Origin of the sequence: Corallococcus sp. AB038B (assembly GCF_003668955.1) — a bacterium.
GTDB classification, from domain to species: Bacteria; Myxococcota; Myxococcia; order Myxococcales; family Myxococcaceae; genus Corallococcus; species Corallococcus exiguus.
This window is the reverse complement of sequence record NZ_RAWO01000290.1, coordinates 1-399: the sequence shown is the minus strand read 5'-3', so window position 1 is coordinate 399 and position 399 is coordinate 1. Positions and strand designations below refer to the sequence as shown.

At 69.4% G+C, this 399-nt stretch carries 1 pseudogene; it reads right to left on the bottom strand.

The features are described from left to right. Positions 1 to 397, bottom strand: a pseudogene (locus tag D7Y04_RS43325) (DNA alkylation response protein); the annotation flags it as partial. Positions 398 to 399: the final 2 nt, after the last annotated feature.

Below are 399 nucleotides of genomic sequence, written 5' to 3'. Positions count from 1 at the left end.
AGCTGGTGCCCTGGTCGGCCTGGTTGTGCAGATAGAAGAGGGCCATGCGGGCCACGTGGGCCCCGGGCTTCGCTTCGTTGCGCCACGCGAAGCCGGACACGCCGTGGGCCATGCCCAGCTCCATCAGCTGGTGGTAGGCGGGATGGAACTCCACCTCGTCGCGGCGGTGGCCATAGCGGTCGAACGGGCGGAACTTCGGCTTGTTCTCGTTGGCCAGCACCGCCAGTTGCTGCATCTCCCCGCCCACCAGGGGGCCGTACTTCGCCAGGTCGGCCTCGGCCCAGCCGCCGCCCTCACGGGCCACGACTTCGCGCAGGACGGTGTCCGTCTTCCAGGCGTCGTAGACGAGCGGCGGGGGCTGGTTGGTGACTTCGTGGGTGACGAAGCCAGCGGCGATGG